The sequence below is a fragment of the Rhodoferax sp. GW821-FHT07G04 genome (assembly GCF_059418585.1).
The window spans coordinates 1,500,597-1,517,001 of the sequence record NZ_JBWKQD010000001.1; the positions used below are offsets into that span (position 1 = coordinate 1,500,597).

The 16,405-nt window shown below is 60.7% G+C and carries 21 protein-coding genes; 10 read left to right on the forward strand and 11 right to left on the reverse strand.

Annotation, left to right across the window (positions count from 1 at the left end):
- Positions 1-39 precede the first annotated feature (39 nt).
- The 8 genes from AC07OO_RS06915 to AC07OO_RS06950 all read left to right on the forward strand — a co-directional run bounded on the left by AC07OO_RS06915 (position 40) and on the right by AC07OO_RS06950 (position 6,286).
- On the forward strand, positions 40-1,002 hold the full coding sequence (locus tag AC07OO_RS06915) for an alpha/beta fold hydrolase (RefSeq protein WP_495081309.1): 963 nt from the start codon (positions 40-42) through the stop codon (positions 1,000-1,002).
- Positions 999-1,349, forward strand: coding sequence for an NIPSNAP family protein (locus AC07OO_RS06920; RefSeq protein ID WP_495081310.1), 351 nt, complete (start codon positions 999-1,001; stop codon positions 1,347-1,349). The genes AC07OO_RS06915 and AC07OO_RS06920 overlap by 4 nt, the downstream gene beginning before the upstream one ends.
- Positions 1,346-1,702 carry an antibiotic biosynthesis monooxygenase family protein gene (locus AC07OO_RS06925; RefSeq protein ID WP_495081311.1) on the forward strand — a complete coding sequence of 119 codons (357 nt, stop codon included), beginning with the start codon at positions 1,346-1,348 and terminating at the stop codon, positions 1,700-1,702. The genes AC07OO_RS06920 and AC07OO_RS06925 overlap by 4 nt, the downstream gene beginning before the upstream one ends.
- 124 nt (positions 1,703-1,826) lie before the next feature.
- Positions 1,827-2,981 carry an ABC transporter substrate-binding protein gene (locus AC07OO_RS06930; RefSeq protein ID WP_495081312.1) on the forward strand — a complete coding sequence of 385 codons (1,155 nt, stop codon included), beginning with the start codon at positions 1,827-1,829 and terminating at the stop codon, positions 2,979-2,981.
- Between the two features lie 56 nt (positions 2,982-3,037).
- On the forward strand, positions 3,038-3,898 hold the full coding sequence (locus AC07OO_RS06935; protein WP_495081313.1) for a branched-chain amino acid ABC transporter permease: 861 nt from the start codon (positions 3,038-3,040) through the stop codon (positions 3,896-3,898).
- 12 nt (positions 3,899-3,910) lie between these two features.
- Positions 3,911-4,762 (forward strand): branched-chain amino acid ABC transporter permease, encoded by an 852-nt coding sequence (locus AC07OO_RS06940; RefSeq protein ID WP_495081314.1) that lies wholly within the window; start codon positions 3,911-3,913, stop codon positions 4,760-4,762.
- Positions 4,759-5,589, forward strand: coding sequence for an ABC transporter ATP-binding protein (locus AC07OO_RS06945; protein ID WP_495081315.1), 831 nt, complete (start codon positions 4,759-4,761; stop codon positions 5,587-5,589). The genes AC07OO_RS06940 and AC07OO_RS06945 overlap by 4 nt, the downstream gene beginning before the upstream one ends.
- Entirely contained in the window at positions 5,582-6,286 is a 705-nt protein-coding gene (locus AC07OO_RS06950) for an ABC transporter ATP-binding protein (protein ID WP_495081316.1), read from the forward strand. The genes AC07OO_RS06945 and AC07OO_RS06950 overlap by 8 nt, the downstream gene beginning before the upstream one ends.
- A gap of 255 nt (positions 6,287-6,541) precedes the next feature.
- Here the strand turns inward: AC07OO_RS06950 and AC07OO_RS06955 are convergent, their stop codons facing one another.
- The 6 genes from AC07OO_RS06955 to AC07OO_RS06980 form a co-directional block, all read right to left on the reverse strand.
- Positions 6,542-7,399 (reverse strand): alpha/beta hydrolase, encoded by an 858-nt coding sequence (locus AC07OO_RS06955; RefSeq protein ID WP_495081317.1) that lies wholly within the window; start codon positions 7,397-7,399, stop codon positions 6,542-6,544.
- 208 nt (positions 7,400-7,607) lie between these two features.
- The gene (locus AC07OO_RS06960) at positions 7,608-7,934 is read right to left on the reverse strand and encodes an EthD family reductase (protein ID WP_495081318.1); all 327 of its coding nucleotides are present in this window, start codon (positions 7,932-7,934) and stop codon (positions 7,608-7,610) included.
- 498 nt (positions 7,935-8,432) lie between these two features.
- Positions 8,433-8,972, reverse strand: coding sequence for a hypothetical protein (locus AC07OO_RS06965; protein ID WP_495081319.1), 540 nt, complete (start codon positions 8,970-8,972; stop codon positions 8,433-8,435).
- Positions 8,969-9,340 (reverse strand): hypothetical protein, encoded by a 372-nt coding sequence (locus AC07OO_RS06970; protein ID WP_495081320.1) that lies wholly within the window; start codon positions 9,338-9,340, stop codon positions 8,969-8,971. Before AC07OO_RS06970 ends, AC07OO_RS06965 begins: the two co-directional genes overlap by 4 nt.
- Positions 9,341-9,357: 17 nt before the next feature.
- The gene (locus tag AC07OO_RS06975; RefSeq protein WP_495081321.1) at positions 9,358-9,936 is read right to left on the reverse strand and encodes a hypothetical protein; all 579 of its coding nucleotides are present in this window, start codon (positions 9,934-9,936) and stop codon (positions 9,358-9,360) included.
- 144 nt (positions 9,937-10,080) lie between these two features.
- Entirely contained in the window at positions 10,081-10,557 is a 477-nt protein-coding gene (locus tag AC07OO_RS06980; RefSeq protein ID WP_495081322.1) for a YcxB family protein, read from the reverse strand.
- A gap of 535 nt (positions 10,558-11,092) precedes the next feature.
- Here AC07OO_RS06980 and AC07OO_RS06985 point away from each other — a divergent pair.
- Positions 11,093-11,494 (forward strand): VOC family protein, encoded by a 402-nt coding sequence (locus tag AC07OO_RS06985; protein WP_495081323.1) that lies wholly within the window; start codon positions 11,093-11,095, stop codon positions 11,492-11,494.
- A 21-nt stretch (positions 11,495-11,515) separates the two neighbouring features.
- Here the strand turns inward: AC07OO_RS06985 and AC07OO_RS06990 are convergent, their stop codons facing one another.
- Positions 11,516-12,445 (reverse strand): AraC family transcriptional regulator, encoded by a 930-nt coding sequence (locus AC07OO_RS06990; RefSeq protein ID WP_495081324.1) that lies wholly within the window; start codon positions 12,443-12,445, stop codon positions 11,516-11,518.
- A 96-nt stretch (positions 12,446-12,541) separates the two neighbouring features.
- Between AC07OO_RS06990 and AC07OO_RS06995 the strand changes: the two genes are divergently transcribed.
- Entirely contained in the window at positions 12,542-13,288 is a 747-nt protein-coding gene (locus tag AC07OO_RS06995) for an SDR family oxidoreductase (RefSeq protein WP_495081325.1), read from the forward strand.
- A 102-nt stretch (positions 13,289-13,390) separates the two neighbouring features.
- On the opposite strand, the gene AC07OO_RS07000 is transcribed toward AC07OO_RS06995, so the two are convergent.
- From AC07OO_RS07000 to AC07OO_RS07015, 4 genes are all read right to left on the reverse strand, one after another.
- Entirely contained in the window at positions 13,391-13,954 is a 564-nt protein-coding gene (locus AC07OO_RS07000; protein WP_495081326.1) for a dihydrofolate reductase family protein, read from the reverse strand.
- Positions 13,942-14,823, reverse strand: coding sequence for an AraC family transcriptional regulator (locus AC07OO_RS07005; RefSeq protein WP_495081327.1), 882 nt, complete (start codon positions 14,821-14,823; stop codon positions 13,942-13,944). Before AC07OO_RS07005 ends, AC07OO_RS07000 begins: the two co-directional genes overlap by 13 nt.
- Positions 14,824-14,841: 18 nt before the next feature.
- Positions 14,842-15,372 (reverse strand): GyrI-like domain-containing protein, encoded by a 531-nt coding sequence (locus AC07OO_RS07010; RefSeq protein ID WP_495081328.1) that lies wholly within the window; start codon positions 15,370-15,372, stop codon positions 14,842-14,844.
- A gap of 83 nt (positions 15,373-15,455) precedes the next feature.
- The gene (locus AC07OO_RS07015; protein WP_495081329.1) at positions 15,456-16,382 is read right to left on the reverse strand and encodes a DMT family transporter; all 927 of its coding nucleotides are present in this window, start codon (positions 16,380-16,382) and stop codon (positions 15,456-15,458) included.
- Positions 16,383-16,405 lie beyond the last annotated feature (23 nt).

Below are 16,405 nucleotides of genomic sequence, written 5' to 3' on the forward strand. Positions count from 1 at the left end.
ATTGCGATACCCCACCACACGACAGCAAAGGAACCCATTGTGCAAAGCACCTTTCCCACCCGGCCCCGCATCCCGCTAAGTGCATCCGGGCAGCCAACCCTGGCCCTGCAAGTTCAGCATCCGTCTCGGCGCAGTGACGACAACATCGACTTGCTTTATGTACACGGCTCTACGTTTGGCGCCGATATGTCCATCTTTTACCGTTTCGATGGGCGCTCCTGGGCCGATGCGTTAAACGACGTCGGCCATACGGTATGGGGCCTTGACTGGGCCGGCTACGGCCATTCCGACCGCTACCCCCAAGGCGTCACCACACCGGTAGGACGCATGACTGATGTGCTGCCCCAGTTGCAGCGCGCCATCGCCGCCATCCGCGTACACAATGGCGGCCGGCCCGTGGCGCTGGTGGCCCACTCCTGGGGCGGCAGCGTGGCCGCGGCCTATGCGTCACTGCACCCCCAAGACGTGCAGGCGCTGGTGCTATTTGGCCCCATAGCTCCGCGCACACCCACCAGCAACACAATGCCTGCGGCACCCATGGCCAGCCACTACCCAGTGTCGCTGTGGGCGCAGTACCGCCGCTTTGTGGAAGACGTGCCGCGCGGACAGCCGCAGGTGCTGAGCGAAGCGCATTTCCAGGCCTGGGGTGAAGCCTACCTGGCGACTGACCCCACGGCCCCAACACGCACGCCACCCTCGGTGTGGACACCCGCCGGCCCCAGCGCAGACGTGCAAGCCTGGTGGTCTGGCGACTGGATGTATGACCCCTCCTGTGTGGAAGCGCCCACGCTCATAGTGCGCGGCGAATGGGATTCACTATGCACCGATGCGGATGCCGCGACGCTGCTGAATGCTTTGGGCAGCGCCCACAAGCGCGACTGCAAGATTGCACGCGCCACCCATTTGATGCACCTGGAGGCCCAGCGCGAAGTGCTCTACCGCCATACCAATGAATTCTTGCAACACATCATCACAACCACCGCGACTGAGGAATCTGTATGACCACCACCATCACCTGCTTTATCCGCTACCAGATCGACCCGTTCCAGCGCGAGGCCTTCAAGGCCTATGCGCAAAACTGGGGCCGCATCATCCCGCGCTGCGGTGGCCATTTGCTGGGCTACTTTCTGCCGTACGAAGGCACGAACGACATAGCCTGGGGCCTGATCGCCTTTGACAGCCTAGCCGCATATGAGGCCTACCGGGCCCGCCTACGCACCGACGCCGAGGGCCGCGCCAACTTCGAGCTGGCCCAGGCCAAGCGTTTCATCCTGCGTGAAGAGCGCACGTTCACAGAAGTAGTGGACGGCACGTTCTGCCTACCATCCACGTGGAATCCGACAGCATGATCGCCGTGATCTTTGAGGTGCTGCCCCATGCCGAGCACCGCCAGGCCTACCTGGACACCGCGGCCAGCCTGCGGCCGCATCTGGAACGCATAGATGGCTTCTTGTCCATCGAGCGGTTTGAGAGCCTGAGCCAACCCGGCAAGATCTTGTCGCTATCCTTCTGGCGCGATGAGGCCGCCGTGCAGCAGTGGCGCACCTTGGAGGTGCATCGCAACGCGCAGGCGGCCGGCCGCGACCACATCTTTGCCGATTACCGGCTGCGCGTGGCCGAGGTGCGGCGCGACTACGGCTTACGCGAGCGAGAGCAGGCCCCGCAGGATTCACAACGGGCGCACGGAAACCACGTCACCTAGGGTTTGTACCAGTCAAATCGGCGACAGGCCGTATAGACAAGTTTGGCAATGCTCGCTAAAGTTGTCTATACAAGCTATATGATGTGATCGACTGAACCTTCCAACACCCCTACGGAGCTCCGCCATGAAACTCATCCCCGCCTTTCCATTTGCGCTGACCGCCCTTGGCCTGGCCTTGTTGTCGAGTACAGCCCATGCCGACATCAAGATTGGCATTACCGTGCCGCTGACTGGTTTTGCGGCAGCAGACGGCAAGTCCGCACTGGACGGCGCCAAGCTGGCCGTGGCCCAGGCCAATGCCAAGGGCGGCATCAATGGCGAGAAGATCGACATGGTGGTCTACGACGACCAGGCCTCGCCCAAGGAAGCCGTGCCCGCTGCCACCAAGCTGATCGAGAAGGACAAGGTGGTGGGCGCCGTGTCGGGCTCTTACTCCGGCTCCACCCGCGCCGCATCGGCCGTGTTCCAGGCGGCGCAGGTGCCCTATGTGGTGTCCTACGCCATCCACCCCGACATCACCCGTTCGGGCGACTTCATGTTCCGCGTGTCGGCCATGGGTGAGGTGCAAGGCCGTGGCGGCGCCAAGCTGGTGGCCAACCTGGGCAAGAAGAAGGTGGTGCTGGTCACGCTGAAGAACGACTTCGGCCAGTCGCTGGCGGCCGGCTTCAAGGAAGGCGCTGCCAAGTTTGGGCTGAACATTGCCGGTGAACACGAATACAGCATCCAGGACCGCCAGTTCGGCGCACTGGTCTCCGCCGTGAAGGCGCAAGAGCCCGAAGTGATCTACGCCAGCGGCTACTTCTACACCGCGGGCCCGCTGGTCAACCAACTGCGTGCTGCCGGTGTGACCGCCACCATCATTGGCCAGGAAGGGTATGACTCCGAGAAGTTCATGGAGATTGCCGGCGCCGCATCCGAAGGCGTGCTGATCACCACATCGCTGGACCGTGACTCCGCCAACCCGGCCACCAAGGCATTCCTGGCCGATTTCAAAGCCGCCAACAGCACCGGCGCCGACATGGTGGCCGCATCCACCTACACCGCCACACAGGTGCTGATCGATGGCCTGCGCAAGAGCGGTGGCAAGGGTGGCGCGGCATTGCGCGATGCGATTGCGGCCGGTATCTACGACAGCGCCATTGGCAAGCTGACGTTCAACGACCTGCACGAGGTCAACAAGGACCTGCAGGTGCAGGTGGTCAAGGACAAGGCCTTCCGCCGCCACTCGGTGATCTCGGACGCCGCGCTCTTGGCCGCACCGACCAAAGCCTCCAAATAAGTAAGTACCCCGCTGCGCAAGCACCTTGCACGCACAGCCTAGGGACAGGCACGCCCATGTTTTTTGTTGAACTCATCGCCCAAAGCCTGGTGCAGGGCAGCATCTATGCGCTGATCGCGCTGGGGCTGACCCTGGTCTACGGTCTGTTGCGCATACTGCACGTGGCACATGCCAGCCTGTTCACGCTGGGTGCGTACGTCGGCGTCCTGACCTACAACGCCACCGGCAGCATGACTCTCACGCTGCTGGCGGCGATGGCGGTGTCCGGCTTGTCGGGTGTCGCCATGTTCCGCCTGGCCTACCAGCCCATCCTGAAGCAGCCGCCGCATGTGGCGCTGATCGCGTCCATCGGCCTCTTCATCGCGGCCGAAGAAATCTTCCGCATTGCGTTTGGCGCATCGGGCCTGTCGTTTTCCAACCCACCGTTGCAAGGTCAGGTGGCAGTTGGTGGCTTGCAATTCAAACAGGCCGAGCTGGCCGTGATGCTGGGCACGGCGCTGATCATCGGCCTGCTGGCCTGGTTGCAAAGCCGCACCCGCATTGGTGTGGCCTGCCAGGCTACGGTGTCGGACCCTCAGATGGCCGAGTCCTTTGGCATACGGCTCAACACCGTGCGCGACCTGAACTTCTTGATCGGCTCGGCGCTGGCCGGTTTTGCCGGTGTGTGGGTGGCGCTGTTGAACAACCTGGTGGAGCCGACGATGGGCAGCGTGCCCTCGTACAAGGCGCTGGCCATCATCGTGCTGGGAGGCTTGGGTTCGGTGCCCGGCACGCTGATGGCGGCGCTGGTGCTGGGCCTGGTGGAATCGTTTGGCACGGTCTACCTGGGCAAGGTGCTGGACCGCAATGCGATTGCCTTTACCTTTTTGATTGTGGTGCTGATGGTGCGGCCGCAGGGCCTGTTCGCCAAGCGTTAGGACGGAACCACTATGGACTACGAAATTTCCCTGCTCACGACGATTGGCATCACCGTGATGTTTGCGCTGTCGCTGAACCTGATCACCGGCTTCTGCGGCCAGATCAGCCTGGGCCATGCCGCCTTTCTGGGCCTGGGCGCCTACGCCTCGGCCCTGCTGTGCAAAGCGGGCGTGCCTTTTCTGCTGACACTGCCCCTTTCCATGCTGGTGGCGGGGCTGCTGGGCGCAGTCGTGGGCCTGGCCAGCCTGCGCGTGCGGGCCGACTTTCTGGCCATCACGACCATGGGCGTGGGCTTCATCTTCATCGGTGTGGTGCGCCAACAGGAGTGGATGGGCGGCGAGATGGGTGTCACCGGCTTCCCCGGCTCGGGCCTGGGCAAGCCGGGCTTCATGGCGCTGGCGCTGGCACTGGCCGCACTGACCGCGGGTGTCAGCCTCTACATCCAGCGCGCGTGGATGGGCCGTGTGTTCCAGGGCATTGCCGAAGACGAGGACACGATGCGTGTGCTGGGCATCGACGTGCCGCGCTACAAGCTGGCGGCCTTTGCGATTGGCACGGCGCTGGCCGGTGCGGCCGGTGGCCTGTATGCGCAAAACCTGAAGTTCATCGGGCCGGACAGCTTTGGTTTTGTGGAGTCTGTCACCGTGTTGTCCATGGTCGTGGTCGGCGGCATTGGCTCGGTGTTCTGGGTCATCGTGGCGGCGGCCGTGCTGTCCGCCCTGCCCGGCTGGTTCCAATTCATTGGGGACTACAAGCTGCTGGTGTATGGCGGCTTGCTGTTCACGATGATGCGTTTCTCACCCCACGGCCTGGCCGGCATTGCAGCACGCTTTACCAAGCGCAAGGGAGCCACAACACCATGACAACCGCACACGCGACTTCTGGCGAAGCCCTGCTGCGCGTGGACCATGTGTCGGTGCGTTTTGGCGGATTGACCGCCGTCGACAACGTGTCGTTTACTGTCAACGAGGGCGAACTGCTGGGCTTGATTGGCCCCAACGGTGCGGGCAAGACGACGATGCTGCGCGCCATCACCGGCGTGGTGACGGCCAGCGCTGGCAATGTGTACCTGCGCGGCGAGCCACTGGCCCACCTGGGCATCAACCAGCGCGTGCGGCGTGGTCTGTCGTTGTCACAACAACTGGTCAAGCCGCTGCGCACGATGACACTGGTGGAAAACGTGGCCCTGGCCGCCGGTTTTGCCAAAACCAGTTCGCCCACCCGTTCCCTTCTGCATGTGGACTGCGGTGCGGAAGTGGCCGTGGGCATGGAGATGCTGGCCCGTGTCGGCATTGCCGAGCGCGCCCACCAGTTGCCGGGTACCCAACCGCTGGGCGTGCTCAAACGCCTGGAGCTGGCCCGCGCACTGGCACTGCAACCCAAGCTTTTTCTGCTGGACGAACCGCTGGCCGGGCTCAACTCGCAAGAGGCGCGCGCCTTTGCCAACACCATTGCCGACATCCACCGGGGCGGCATGACCGTGGTGCTGATCGAGCACAACCTGGGCGAAGTCATGCGCCTGTGCCAGCGCTTGGTGGTACTGGACAACGGCAAGAAAATTGGCGATGGCGCGCCCCGCACCGTGATGAACGATCCTGTGGTGCAGGCCGCCTACCTGGGTGGCGACACGCTGGCCAAGAGTCAAGGCGACGAAGCACAGGGTCATCAAGAGGCCACAACCCATGCTTGAACTGCACAATCTGTCCTGCGGCTACGGCCCCTTCAATGCGGTGCACGAACTGTCGTTGACATTGCGCCCCGGCACCATCACCGCGCTCTTGGGCGCCAACGGCGCGGGCAAGTCATCCACGTTGATGTGCATCGCCGGCCATGGCGAACTGCAAGGCGGCCGTATTGTGTTTGATGGCGAAGACATCAGCGGCCTGCCGCCCACGCAACGCGTGCGCAACGGCATCGCTATCTCGCCCGAGGGACGGCGCCTGTTCAAGGACTTGTCGGTGGAAGACAACCTGCGCGTAGGCGGCATGGTGCAGCCGGTCAAACACTACGCCCAAGACCGGGAGAAGGTTCTGGGCCTGTTCCCCCGCCTGGGTGAACGGCTGACTTCGCTGGCCGGCAACCTGTCCGGCGGCGAACAACAAATGCTGGCCATAGGCCGCGCGCTGATGACACGGCCCAAACTGATCATGATCGACGAGCTGTCGCTAGGCCTGATGCCCAAAGTGATTGACCAGTGCTACCAAGCGCTGAAGCTACTGCGCAGCGAGGGCATGACGGTGCTACTGGTGGAGCAGAACACCGAACGTGCGCTGGCCGCGGCGGATGATGTGTGTGTGCTGGAATCGGGAGCCACTGTTTGGCGTGGTTCGGCTGCGGATGCGCGCAAAGACCCCAACCTGGCGGCGGCGTATTTGGGCTTGCATTAGCCATCACGGCACATCAGCGAACCTCAAACTCGCCTGAACTTATGCCCCCCCAAGCAGACATTGCATGCTGCTGCGGAACAAGCCGAACTGCCAACCGTATTGGTTAATCCCTGCGTAACACCGAGCGCCTTGGACCACTACTCATACCTTGGATGGCACATATTTCCGGAGAAATTCTGTCACCCGGCCACAACCACGCTGGTCTGGCCGAACGGAGCTGTTCAAGTTCAGCATCGGGAGGCCATCACTTGTAACTCACCGTGGAGGCGGCCCGAAAACGAATTGAAGCGCATTGCCAAATTCCGGTTCATCCATCTCGGTATGTCCCGAGAGATAGCTGGTAAATTGGGCGCTCAGCCCCTGATAACCGTGTTGGGTGATGCGCTGGAAGACATCTGTGGCGCGCTGAAAGTTGGCTTGCACAGAGCCCGACATGACCAACTTCGCTGGCAGACTTTGGCTGCGTTCAAACATCGCCTGTTCCATGTTGATGGGAACATCCCATTGCGGCGCCAGCGAAAAGTCATCCTTGGACCAGCAGGTGCAATCTGCAGACAAGAACGCCGTGAAAAAGCGCTTCTCCGGCAACTCCTGGTACAACGCAAACAATGCGAACTCGGCGCTGAGGGAGTGGCCTGACAGCGTGCGGTTCTTGGGGTCGGTGCGGTACTGCGCGTCGATCATGGGAATCAACTCCGATGTCAAGAAGGCGTAATAGGCTTGGGCGCCTGGCATCGTGAAATCGACAACGCGCCGCCTGGTTGAAACAGAGTTCAATGCCACCAGAATGACATTGTTATAGCCTCGCAGGCTCAAAGTGTCGCGCAGCATATTGAAACGCGAATAGCTGTCAGGGACCGTGCCGTCCATGGCGTAGATGACCGGGTATCGCTTCGCGCCAGTTTGGTAGCCCTTCGGCAAATATATCTGCACGCCGTAGTTTTGCCCTGTCTTTACGGAAACAATGGACGAGGTAACGGTTTGTGCAGAGTCTGGAGTTGTGGGAGAGCTATCACCTCCGCCACACGCACAAAGGCTAGAAACCAGCAGCAAGACTGCGGCAATTCTCAATAGTTGTCTGCCGGGTGTTAGCAAAGATTGAAGCGTTCGCATGGTGTACTAGGTGAATGCTGAGAATGGCGACTGTAGGCAGCGCCGCCCCAAACACCACGAGGGTTTACCTGTGTTTTGACAATAGTGCGGGACCATTAGTGCGGCTTATGCGGCACCAAAACCTAGCCTCTGGGGACCGGTCATTCGAGAGCGGCGGCAACTGGCCCATGCCAGGCGTCTGGGAATCGTCAGACTCGATCCGGCGCCTTCAACGATCCGACCGTTCAACAACGACTTCACTGAACTGAATCACCGGCACGATGTCGGTGTAGTTGGCGATGTCGCCCCGAATTTCGGCGCGGTGCTCCAGCGAGGCGGCCTGGTAACTCTCAAGCGAATCACAGAAGAACGCGCACATCGCCACGAAGGCGGGCGGAGAATCTGGCGCTGCGCCGGCCAGGCCTTTTTCGACTGTGTAGTAGGTGCAGGCACTGCCCAGCCTGGTTTTCACCATCGGCATGTGCTGGTCTCGGTAGTAGGCGTGGTCGAAGCGCGCGCCTTCTGTATACGGATACATCACGCTGACCTTGATCATGCGGTTTTCCTTACTTGTACTTGTGGGGGCGTCCATATACAGATGTTAGTGGCGTTAAGCCAAAGTTTGTTCCTACGGATTCCTCAGAGCATACACAACCGCACCTTCCTTAGGCCTCTGCGTGCAAGCGAGCACTGGACCGCCGATGCCACTAATTGCTGGTGTAAAGCTACAGAGCTTACCCATTCTCTTGCTCTACCCGGTAGTGCTACTTGTGACCTCGCGTTTCATACACTTTTGGGTGGTAGTCTGCGACGCATCGACTTTCGTATGTGCGCAACAGGACCGTATTTCCGTTGTCATCTAGATTCGGCCAAATATGCCAGATAGCGGTCGTACGCGAAGGACCGCAACTGGCCGCAAACCGGCGGTCGCTACGGCGTGGGCATCGCAATCGCTTAAGCACCACCTATTTCCATAGACGCCCCAAAGGCCAAGCTATCGGACAGTTTCTCTAACTTGCGGGTGAGTCCATATAGGTAGAGTTAGAAGCCATGCCTAGTTGCCTGCCCACACACCAGAGTCATACATAAGCCGCATTGTGTAATTGACTTGAAGCGTCTGATTGCCTCCACATCCTATTTCGGTCTGCTTTCCAGACGGAGCAGGGGCCACTACAAATATGGATGAATTTTCTCTAAGCGGATCAAGGAGGGTATAACTGTACCCATTGCTCTTGAACTCGACAGATGCATTGCCGTTTCCAAAGGACGTGTAGACAAACGAACCCAGCGGCGGCTTTTTCTCATTCGGGAAAGCAAATACGGCCTTGCCTTGGCTTGAAGCGCGGTACTGTATGTAACCTGACGTGCGGGTCACGGTACGCGATGAGCAAAGCGAATAAACGCGCTTGCCGTTTTCGCAGCTCCACAAAGTGATCTCGTCCATAGTGCAGAGCGGGCTTTGTTGATACATGTTTCGGTACTGTGCCCATGTGGCATTTGTAATCGGTGAAACCACGGTGTGCTTTTGCGCAAGCACAGGCGCAGCAGCCAAGGCAAGGACAACACATAGCGGAGTCTGAGTCAGGCTTCTCATGGTGGCGGATGTTTGAATTCGGCGGCGCCGTTAGGCGTTCGCTGGGATAACGGGTTGTCTGTAGTTGGTGCTTTGGCCGGCTTCCACACCCATACCCAAAATACTAACGAGATGACCGCGATTTCGGCTGCTCGCCAGATTAACCCAACTGCAAGAAACACGGGCGCACAGACAGTTAGCAAAACAGAAACCGCAATTAAGTCTTTTCGTCGAATCTGCAGGTTGAATAGTTTCATGTCTTCCCTTTGATTGATGCCCCCACTTCGTTCTTTGAGCGAAACTTGCTCCTCCAGAAAGCGGTCATAGTCCATTGTCCGCAACTGGCCGCCATCCTGCTCTGAGCTCCAAATATGTTGACAGCCGATCAAGCGCTAGTCTCGGAACGCTAACGCTTTGTCTCAATGGGATGAAGTTTTACTCCCTCAGCGAAGTTCGTTGCATCTGCTTCGAAAGTTGCCGACTTCGAGAATGAAGAATGGGAGTACATAGCCATGAAACCCAAGGGTATCGCCCCCTTTTGTCGGCAGGCCAACATGTACATGTCCGTTGGAACTGAAACGCGACCTCCTTCGGACTCAAGTACAACCGTAGTTTCAGCAACCGCTCTTGCCGATACACAGGGATAGCCCCGCTTTCGATCTCCGTTGTACTTGGCCTCTAGCACCGTAACCTCTGTACTGGGAAACACCGTAGCGACTTGCTGCTTCAGCTCAGTTTCCATTGCCGCGAGGTCGTCCGGGGCGTGAAAGCGCATTACGCTTGCATAGGCACTCGTCTGGTACCTTTCAATTTTATTGGTCCGCTGAAACGCGACCACATATTCGCTCTTCTTCGCCAGTTGCCATCCTCCACCTTGAGGTGGAATCACTGACATGGGGGGTATAGAAATAGGCGACACATCCGCTGCACTTGTGACCTCGCAGACGATGGCCACCATGATGACAATAATTTGCCTTGCTAGCATGGCGCGGGACCTTATGGACAAGTCAGTTCGGGGGTTCCTGCACCATAGCCCGGGCCCCGACGGACGCCTTACTCAGCTCCACCGATGTTCACCCATAGAGAGCTGGCAGCATGGGCAATAAACATTCACCTTCACGGCCGCTGCCTACCCATTTACATCAAAGCGAGATGCAATGAAGGTTCGGGCCTCCTCGCTCAGGTCTGCCAGTGGAAGGGTCATGAACTGGCCCTTTCCAATGATGAGAAGCCAGAAGTCGGAGAACTTCCAAAGATCGGCGAATGTGGCCCAGGGTGCAGTGAAAGAGCCGGCTTGAGAGGATACGGTGAGCTCTAGCTCGGTGAGCCGCAGGGTCCCTTGGGGCTGCTGCATGCGTGCGAGCTTTGCCATGCCCTGGCGATAGTGGATGAAGTAGAGACCGATGAGCAAAAGGGTGACGGCAGCAACTGCACCCGAGACTGCCCCTGACAGCCACGAACCGGGCTCAGTTGCAACGAGAAAAATGGCGCCCGCTACTAAACAGGCAAAAGCGACGAATGTGCCCGTTCCGAGGCCGCGGCGAAGGTAGGCGAAGACCGAACGCCTAACGAGCTTGGGTGAATAGTACAGCGTGGCTTTTAGCATGGCGGGGAGATTTGCCTGCGGGAAGGTAATGGATACGACATCACAGCCATTATCCGATCCACGTTGTGGAAGTTCAGCTGTCTAAGTACCGGACGTTGCGCAGCGTCTGGAAGTGGCCCCAACCAGCGGCCGCCTCTGACACGGAAGCGCCGAATTCACTGAGAGGATTGTTGCGCCACATAGGCACGCTCGGTGGTCGAAATGACGCCCTGCGCAGTTGCGGCTACACCGCCATTTTGGCGATTCACTGCCCCAACTGGAAACGGCCATTGTGGGTTCCTACGAACCGTTGCCAATGGTGCCGCTGGCCGGGCTGGTGTACGGGTCGGTGAAGTTTCTGAAGCTTGCATGTTTGACGTCCTCTTCTTGTTCGTGGGCTGATTCGGTGTGCGTAGTATGCGAACCTGACGTATCACGCCTGTATCACGACGGGGCGGCTTTGTATCGCTTGTAGCTTGTCCAAACGAGCCCGATTCCCGGGCAGGATTTACGCTACAGTGGCGCGGTTCTTCAAAGCGCAAAACCGGAGTGCCGCATGCCCATCCCCGTCACCACAGGCGCGTTCGCCATTGTGCCGAGCAACGATTTGGCTGCCGCCCTGCCGTTCTGGGAGCGCTTGGGCTTTCAGCGTACAGGTGGCGACGCTGGCTACATCATCATGACTGGCTGGGATTGCGAAGTGCACCTGACGCAGGCGGGGAGCGGCCCTTGGGTGGTGCCAGAAGAGCACAACCCTTTCGGCGTATTTATCCGCACACCGGAGGTGGATGCCATCGCCGCGCGGGTGGACGATCTCATCATCCGTCCAGGGGGTGTCTTGCGCCACCGCGAGTGGGGCCTCTACGAGGTTGGGGTGTGCGGGCCTGATGGCCTGCTGGTCCGCATCGGTTGGCCCTCCCGCCTCATGCAGAGCGGTTCGGCTAACGGCTGCGTGTGATTACTACTGCGGCATCGCCAATCAGCTTCGCACCGCATCCGCCTCGCCTCTGGCATAGCGCCCGGGTGGGACCCCCACATGGCGTGTGAAGGCTACCCCAAAGGCGCTGACAGAGCTGTACCCAGCGCGCTCCGCGATCTCAGCGATGGCGAGCTCGCGTTGTCGCAGCAGTTGTTTTGCCATGGCCATTCGCCACGTCTGCAAGTAGTCCATGGGCGTGACCCCGACCGTGCGGCTGAAACGGTCGAAGAAGGCAGAGCGCGACATGGCGGCTTCGCGGGCCAGTTGTGCAATGCTCCAGGGGGCCGCGGGCTGCGCATGCATGCGCCGCAGAGCCAGCGCAAGCTTGGGGTCGGACAAGCCCCTCACCAGGCCCGGTGATGCTGCCGTGTTGGCGCCGGATCGAAAGGCTTCTATCAGCAGCACTTCCAGCAAGCGGGTCATCACGATCTCGCGCGCGGGCCGGTCGGTGCGGCTCTCTTCGGCCAACAACTGGACGAGTGTGGACAAACGCTGCTCGCCACGCACATGCACCCATTGTGGTAGGAGTGGCACCAACAACGCAGCATCTGAAGAGCCCAGTACACAATTCCCTACCAGCATGCGCACATCCACCGCTCCTTTGGGATCTCCCACGCGCGCACCGCCTGGCATGGCTTCAATGGCAGTAGTGACCGCTTCGCCCGCGCGGGGCGGCAACCTGTCAAGGCTGGAGGTTGCAAAACTGCGCGCTGCCGGAATGAGCGCGAAGTCACCCGCATTCAAGGTGATGCTGTCACTGTGTGCCGGACCGTCTACCGTCAACTGGCAGCCGCCTTCCAACACCACGAAGTAGAACGGCCGGCCCATCTCGGTGCGGCGCACCGCCCAGGGAGCAGATGCCACGACCACCTTGGAGAAGGGTGCACTTGGCTGCAAGAGCGAAACAACTTCTGCGAGCGGATCAACCATATTGGACTATTTCAACAAATAAGTGGATATTTAAGCATATTCAGTCTTGCTCTTGGCACGTATCGTACGCACCTTGCTAACCAAGGAGTTTTTTTGATGCCTACCATTTCCACTGTTCTTATTACCGGTTGTTCGTCGGGCTTTGGACTAGAGACCGCTCGTCTCTTCCTCGACAAAGGCTGGCGCGTGGTTGCAACCATGCGCACCCCGCGCGAGGACTTGTTGCCGCAATCGGACCGGCTTCATCTCCTCGCGCTAGACGTGACCGATGCGGACAGCATCCGTCGTTGCGTAGAGGAAGCCGGGCCGATTGATGCCCTGGTCAACAACGCGGGGGTGGGCCTGCTGGCGCCTCTGGAAGGCAGTGCGCTGTCCGGCATCCGCGAGATATTCGAGACCAACACGTTTGGCACCATGGCGATGACGCAGGCACTGCTGCCGCAGTTCCGGCAACGGCGTGCAGGTGTTGTGGTGAACGTCACATCGAGTGTGACGCTCAAACCGCTGCCGCTCCTGGCGGTCTATACCAGCAGCAAGGCGGCAGTCAACGCCTTTACCGAATGCCTGGCGCTGGAATTGGCGTCTTTCAATGTGCGCGCCAGGATTGTGCTACCTGGGCGTGCGCCGAGCACCAGCTTTGGTGACAACGCCCGCCCGCGCATGGCAGGCAGCTCACACGAAGCCTACAACGATTTCACGCAACAAGTGTTTGCGGCCATAGGAGACACCGCCACACCGGTTACCTATTCTCAGGATGTTGCTGAGGCAATATGGCGTGCAGTGACTGATCCCACCACCCCTATGCGCACACCGGCGGGCGCCGATGCGGTGGCGCTGGCTTGACCGACAAGTTCCAATGGACTGGCGGGGCAATTGGGTTGCTGATAGCAGTCATTGGGCTCAGTCCGCAACTGGCCCGCAGTCGTGCTCACTAAGGCTCTGCGGTTAGCCAGGCACACGCCGGTAGTGCATGGCGACCACGCCATTGCCGAGCGGCTTCGCTGAAACCAGCTCGAGCCGTCGCGTGCTGGGCAGCCCGCTCTGGTACAGGGTCGGGCCGTGGCCGGTGATCCTGGGGTGGACGAGGAACTTGTACTCGTCGATCAGATCCAGCCGGTCCAGCTCGGTCGCGAGCTTGCCGCTACCGAGGAGCAGGCCGGCCGGGGTCGCGTCCTTCAGCTTCTGCACACCCGTACGCAGGTCGTCGCCGGCGATGTGGTGGCTATTGGTCCAAGGGAAGTCTCTTCGCATCGACGACACCACGTACTTCGGCTTGGCCTCCAGCTTGACCGCCCACTCGCGTATCGCCGGCGGTGCCTCCGCGTCGCCGCGCGCGACGGCAGGCCAGTAGCTCTCCATCATCTCGTAGGTGACGCGGCCCCACAGCATCGCTCCACTTTCATCCATGAGGTGGGTGAAGAAGGCGTGTGTCTCGTCGTCGGCGATTCCCTCCCGGTGGTCGATGCAGCCGTCCAGTGTTACGTTGATACTGAAGGTCAAGAGTCCCATGGGTTCCTCCATACCAGTGGCAAATAGATATCCGACAGCAACTGATCCGGCACCGTATCACGCGGGTTGTTCAAATAGTCCTCAAACACCGGGCTATCAGCCGCCTCATGCCCGGACTTGACCAGCCAGTAGCCATAGAGCCACTGGTAGGCCGCGCGCATCGTTGCATACGGCCCCTGATGCCGCAGCACGGCGCACCAGCAGCCGCCCAGCGCGAACGATTCCAGCGGCGGTTGTGCCACCGCATCGGGCGGCAGGCTCAAGCCTGCGCGGGATTGCAACTGCGACTCCGGCACCGCAAACGGGTCGTCGTAATAGACGGCCATCCAGCGCATGTCGGGCCGCGCAAGGCCCTGCGCGGCCATGCGGGTGTAGGCCTGCTCAAAGGCTTTGCCGACCTGCATATACGGCCCGCGGTGTGCAAAGCCCGCCATGGGCACGGCCGGCACCCAGCGCACCTCCACCGGATAGCCGCCCGTGTCGGCTTGCTGGCCTTGGGCCAGGGCCTGGCGGAATGCGACATGGGCGCCCTCGGTGCGGTAGCGCGTGGGGCTCAGGCCATACAGCGTGGTGAAAGCCCGCGTGAACGACTGCGCATTGGGGTAGCCGCACTTGCGCGCGATCTGCTCCACCGGCAGCGTGGTGTTGGCCAGGTAACCGGTGCCGCGCGACAGCCGCAGGCGCCGCACGGTGTTGGCAATGCTCTCGCCATTGAGCGCCTGGTAAACGCGGTGCCAGTGGAAGGGCGACAGGTGCGCCACTTCCGCCAGCTTGTTCAGGTCCAGCTCCTCGGCCAAGTGGTCGTGGATGTAGGCGGTGACGCGGCTCAGGCGTTCCTGGTAGTCGGTCCAGGTGTGGCTTTTGTTCATTCAATCAGGTGTTGGGGACTAGCTACTGAGGCCAATCGAAACGGTGATGTCACCGCTAGGGTGGTACTGCTCGTATTCTGCAATGAAAGTCTTGGCCAGATCGCTGCGCTGCCAGATGGTCTGCCAGGCTGGGCCTACCAAGTCAAAGCGCCCCTTCTCCACACCCCACACGGCACGCCGTGATGCGGGCACCACGACGCGCACCATGCCCGCGGGCACAGGTGCGTCCGGCGCCACGGCTGCGCCTATGACCAGCGAATACAGGCCGGTGTTGTTGCTGCCGGCATGTTCGAAGTGGGTGTAGACGGCAAACACGTCTTCGCCACGCTTGCCGGCAATGGCGGCCAGCACGTTCTCCTGGCCGAAGCGCTGCCACAGCGGCGGGATCGTGTGCATGGCCTCGGTGTTGGACGTGCGCAGCTCGATGCCGACCACAGTGATGGCATCGGCCAGGGTAGCGAAGGTTTGGGGGAACTGGGGAGTGATGGTCATGATGGTGCTGTTTCTCAGACTGGGGTTGGACATGGCGCCCAGTCTAGAAGCAGCCATATGACAAATCTTGCGGAGTTGCATGTGCTATGCATTACATAGCGCAACACGACCATTTGACGAGGGCTAGAGCCGAATTTTTCTCAAGACACCTTCGTCAAACGATGATTTCTACCCATTTTTGGGTTTTTGTCGCCCGTACGGAACGCAACCACAATGGCCAACACCACGCAGCCAAAGCCCAGCCACTGCCAGACGTGGATGGGTTCCCCCAGCAGCAACGCCGACAGCAGCAAAGCGGAGACTGGCAACCACACGGTGGACAAGGACGCTCGCGCACCGCTGGTTCGGGCGCTGCCGGCGTACCACAGCAGGAAGCCGACGACTGTGGGTACCCAGGCGTAGTAGGCGATGCCCAGCATTGCAGGCGTGCTCAGCGTGGGCATGGATCCGGGCGCGACAAGCCCTGCCGCCGCAGCCGACATCACCAAGCCCCCCGCACACATCAGCGTAGACAGCGCCAGGGCCGGCACCGGCCGCGACAGGCCCTTGTTGGCCAGGATGAATACGGCCTCGCAGGCAATGGCGGCCAGCACCAGCGCAATGCCCTGCAAGCGCGTGCTGGCCTGTATGCCACTTTCTGGCGACAAGGCCACGGCCATCACACCTGCCGTGGCCAGACCGATGGCGAGCACCATCCGCGCCCCTGGGCGTTCACCGAGGAAGAGCACCGCAAACAGCGCAGACACCGCCGGCAGCGTGCCGGCCACCACGCTGGCATCGGCTGCGCTGGCCAGGTGCACGCCGTGTATCAGCAGCACGGAATAGCCCACGCTGCCGGCGGCAGCCTGTACCAGCAGCAAGGCCGCATCGCGCAGGCCGACGCGCACAAAGCGCGCGCCGGTGCGCCACATCAGCAGCAGAAAGACGGGCAGCGCCGCGGCGTGGCGCAGGGCGGTTGCCAAAAAGGGCTCGGTATCTTGGCCAATGATTTTGCTGACGACGACCGTGCTGCCCACCAGCACCATGGCCAGGCTGCACAGCAACTGGCCTTTGAGCGATTCCGACATAGAGAGAAACCTGCGAAGAGTTG

Excerpts from the sequence above, each read along its gene's own strand:
- AC07OO_RS06920 (WP_495081310.1), top strand. The coding sequence starts at position 999 with ATGACCACCACCATCACCTGCTTTATCCGCTACCAGATCGACCCGTTC.
- AC07OO_RS06925 (WP_495081311.1), top strand. The coding sequence starts at position 1,346 with ATGATCGCCGTGATCTTTGAGGTGCTGCCCCATGCCGAGCACCGCCAG.
- AC07OO_RS06930 (WP_495081312.1), top strand. The coding sequence starts at position 1,827 with ATGAAACTCATCCCCGCCTTTCCATTTGCGCTGACCGCCCTTGGCCTG.
- AC07OO_RS06935 (WP_495081313.1), top strand. The coding sequence starts at position 3,038 with ATGTTTTTTGTTGAACTCATCGCCCAAAGCCTGGTGCAGGGCAGCATC.
- AC07OO_RS06940 (WP_495081314.1), top strand. The coding sequence starts at position 3,911 with ATGGACTACGAAATTTCCCTGCTCACGACGATTGGCATCACCGTGATG.
- AC07OO_RS06945 (WP_495081315.1), top strand. The coding sequence starts at position 4,759 with ATGACAACCGCACACGCGACTTCTGGCGAAGCCCTGCTGCGCGTGGAC.
- AC07OO_RS06950 (WP_495081316.1), top strand. The coding sequence starts at position 5,582 with ATGCTTGAACTGCACAATCTGTCCTGCGGCTACGGCCCCTTCAATGCG.
- AC07OO_RS06955 (WP_495081317.1), bottom strand. The coding sequence starts at position 7,399 with ATGCGAACGCTTCAATCTTTGCTAACACCCGGCAGACAACTATTGAGA.
- AC07OO_RS06960 (WP_495081318.1), bottom strand. The coding sequence starts at position 7,934 with ATGATCAAGGTCAGCGTGATGTATCCGTATACAGAAGGCGCGCGCTTC.
- AC07OO_RS06965 (WP_495081319.1), bottom strand. The coding sequence starts at position 8,972 with ATGAGAAGCCTGACTCAGACTCCGCTATGTGTTGTCCTTGCCTTGGCT.
- AC07OO_RS06975 (WP_495081321.1), bottom strand. The coding sequence starts at position 9,936 with ATGCTAGCAAGGCAAATTATTGTCATCATGGTGGCCATCGTCTGCGAG.
- AC07OO_RS06980 (WP_495081322.1), bottom strand. The coding sequence starts at position 10,557 with ATGCTAAAAGCCACGCTGTACTATTCACCCAAGCTCGTTAGGCGTTCG.
- AC07OO_RS06985 (WP_495081323.1), top strand. The coding sequence starts at position 11,093 with ATGCCCATCCCCGTCACCACAGGCGCGTTCGCCATTGTGCCGAGCAAC.
- AC07OO_RS06990 (WP_495081324.1), bottom strand. The coding sequence starts at position 12,445 with ATGGTTGATCCGCTCGCAGAAGTTGTTTCGCTCTTGCAGCCAAGTGCA.
- AC07OO_RS06995 (WP_495081325.1), top strand. The coding sequence starts at position 12,542 with ATGCCTACCATTTCCACTGTTCTTATTACCGGTTGTTCGTCGGGCTTT.
- AC07OO_RS07000 (WP_495081326.1), bottom strand. The coding sequence starts at position 13,954 with ATGGGACTCTTGACCTTCAGTATCAACGTAACACTGGACGGCTGCATC.
- AC07OO_RS07005 (WP_495081327.1), bottom strand. The coding sequence starts at position 14,823 with ATGAACAAAAGCCACACCTGGACCGACTACCAGGAACGCCTGAGCCGC.
- AC07OO_RS07010 (WP_495081328.1), bottom strand. The coding sequence starts at position 15,372 with ATGGCTGCTTCTAGACTGGGCGCCATGTCCAACCCCAGTCTGAGAAAC.
- AC07OO_RS07015 (WP_495081329.1), bottom strand. The coding sequence starts at position 16,382 with ATGTCGGAATCGCTCAAAGGCCAGTTGCTGTGCAGCCTGGCCATGGTG.